Annotated in this window: 2 rRNA genes (1 of these 2 cut by a window edge); both read right to left on the minus strand. The window is 54.3% G+C overall.

Annotation, left to right across the window (positions count from 1 at the left end):
• Positions 1-676, minus strand: a 23S ribosomal RNA gene (locus SOM11_RS15020) (it extends 2286 nt beyond the left edge of the window).
• 477 nt (positions 677-1153) lie between these two features.
• Positions 1154-2675 (minus strand): 16S ribosomal RNA (locus SOM11_RS15025).
• The 16S and 23S rRNA genes sit together here, the layout of an rRNA operon.
• Between the last annotated feature and the right edge of the window lie 334 nt (positions 2676-3009).

A 3009-nucleotide genomic window follows, 5' to 3' on the forward strand; every position in this document is an offset into this window, starting at 1 on the left:
TCGCTAACTCGCAGGCTCATTCTTCAAAAGGCACGCTGTCACCCCTACAAGGAGGCTCCAACGGTTTGTAAGCAAACGGTTTCAGGTACTATTTCACTCCCCTCCCGGGGTACTTTTCACCTTTCCCTCACGGTACTTGTCCGCTATCGGTCATCTGGGAGTATTTAGGCTTATCAGGTGGTCCTGACAGATTCACACGGGATTTCTCGGGCCCCGTGCTACTTGGGATCCCCATTCAGCCAGCGCCAGCATTTCGGCTACGGGGTTCGCACCCTCTATGACCAGCCATTCAAAGCTGTTCGCCTATACTGCGCTGTAACTGCTCCTGTCCGGCAGAACAGGACAACGGGTCCCACAACCCCGACCATGCAACGACCGCCGTCTATCACACATGACCGGTTTAGCCTCTTCCGATTTCGCTCGCCACTACTGACGGAATCACTGTTGTTTTCTCTTCCTGTGGGTACTGAGATGTTTCACTTCCCCACGTTCCCTCTACCCGCCCTATATATTCAGGCGGGAGTCACCAGGTCAAAATGCCTGGCGGGGTTTCCCCATTCGGAAATCCTCGGATCAGGGCTCGATTATCAGCTCCCCGAGGCTTATCGCAGATTTCTACGTCCTTCTTCGGCTCCAGATGCCAAGGCATCCACCGTTTGCTCTTAGAAACTTGACCACAAAGTTGCTGCCAGCCGAAGCCAGCAGCTCAGTGTTATCTCATTCGCCAACCACACCCCCGAAGGAGCGGGTTGGTCTAAGAAATTGCACTTAGTATCACAAACAACCACCCGACCCGAAGGCCAGATACTGTCTGCGACTAAGATGCTCGCGTCCACTGTGTAGTTCTCAAAATACGGGCGGGTCCCATACTCACCCTGCGAATAATGCAGGACTCATATGGCCCAGAGGAGTTCAACCCCCCACACCGAAGCGCAGGGAAGTTTGGTCCCTCAGGACCCAACAGCGTGCACACTCCCCAACTCGAACACCCTCACGTTCCAAACACCCGAAGATGTCGTACTGATGCTGATGCCCTCACCGGAGAGCCATTGTCAATGTTCCACCCATGAGCGCCAGCCGGAGACATTCGCTCCGAAACTGACTTGACCAGAAAATCCCTGTGTAAACAGCAGGGCTGGTACATGCTCCTTAGAAAGGAGGTGATCCAGCCGCACCTTCCGGTACGGCTACCTTGTTACGACTTAGTCCTAATCACCAATCCCACCTTCGACAGCTCCATCCCACAAGGGGTTAGGCCACTGGCTTCGGGTGTTACCGACTTTCATGACTTGACGGGCGGTGTGTACAAGGCCCGGGAACGTATTCACCGCAGCGTTGCTGATCTGCGATTACTAGCGACTCCGACTTCATGAGGTCGAGTTGCAGACCTCAATCCGAACTGAGACCGGCTTTTTGGGATTCGCTCCACCTTACGGTATCGCAGCCCTTTGTACCGGCCATTGTAGCATGCGTGAAGCCCAAGACATAAGGGGCATGATGATTTGACGTCATCCCCACCTTCCTCCGAGTTGACCCCGGCAGTCTCCTATGAGTTCCCACCATTACGTGCTGGCAACATAGAACGAGGGTTGCGCTCGTTGCGGGACTTAACCCAACATCTCACGACACGAGCTGACGACAACCATGCACCACCTGTATACCGACCTTGCGGGGCGACCATCTCTGGACGTTTCCGGTATATGTCAAGCCTTGGTAAGGTTCTTCGCGTTGCATCGAATTAATCCGCATGCTCCGCCGCTTGTGCGGGCCCCCGTCAATTCCTTTGAGTTTTAGCCTTGCGGCCGTACTCCCCAGGCGGGGAACTTAATGCGTTAGCTGCGACACGGAGACCGTGGAATGGCCCCCACATCTAGTTCCCAACGTTTACGGCATGGACTACCAGGGTATCTAATCCTGTTCGCTCCCCATGCTTTCGCTCCTCAGCGTCAGTTACGGCCCAGAGATCTGCCTTCGCCATCGGTGTTCCTCCTGATATCTGCGCATTCCACCGCTACACCAGGAATTCCAATCTCCCCTACCGCACTCTAGTCTGCCCGTACCCACTGCAGGCTGGGGGTTGAGCCCCCAGATTTCACAGCAGACGCGACAAACCGCCTACGAGCTCTTTACGCCCAATAATTCCGGACAACGCTTGCACCCTACGTATTACCGCGGCTGCTGGCACGTAGTTAGCCGGTGCTTTTTCTGCAGGTACCGTCACTTTCGCTTCTTCCCTACTAAAAGAGGTTTACAACCCGAAGGCCGTCATCCCTCACGCGGCGTTGCTGCATCAGGCTTGCGCCCATTGTGCAATATTCCCCACTGCTGCCTCCCGTAGGAGTCTGGGCCGTGTCTCAGTCCCAGTGTGGCCGGTCACCCTCTCAGGCCGGCTACCCGTCGTCGCCTTGGTGAGCCATTACCTCACCAACTAGCTGATAGGCCGCGAGTCCATCCTTGACCGAAATTCTTTCCAACTCCTAGCCATGCGGCTGAAGCTCGTATCCGGTATTAGACGCCGTTTCCAGCGCTTATCCCAGAGTCAAGGGCAGGTTACTCACGTGTTACTCACCCGTTCGCCACTAATTCCTGGAGCAAGCTCCAGTTCATCGTTCGACTTGCATGTGTTAAGCACGCCGCCAGCGTTCGTCCTGAGCCAGGATCAAACTCTCCGTAAAAGAAAAAACAGTCCAACCGGAATAGGCCGGAACTGCTGAATTTGATGCTGACCAAAGAACAAAACAATCTGACGATTGTTGTTGTTCATCAATCTCAAAGAAACCTAAACACCACTCACAACCCCACCGAACGGTGAAGCCACAAGCAATGCCAGGGTATAATTTGGCATTTGACAATGTGCACGCTGTTGAGTTCTCAAGGACCAAACGCACCAGAAACCCGACCTTATGAAGGCCATCGTCCGAGGCAGCTGTGAAACCTTAGCACCAGATTACAATCCGTAAAACCAGTGACAATCACTCCCGAAGAAGCAATCCGTTCCCGTGGGAACGA

The sequence above is a fragment of the Frigoribacterium sp. CFBP9029 genome (assembly GCF_034045305.1).
In the GTDB taxonomy this organism is placed as follows: domain Bacteria; phylum Actinomycetota; class Actinomycetes; order Actinomycetales; family Microbacteriaceae; genus Frigoribacterium.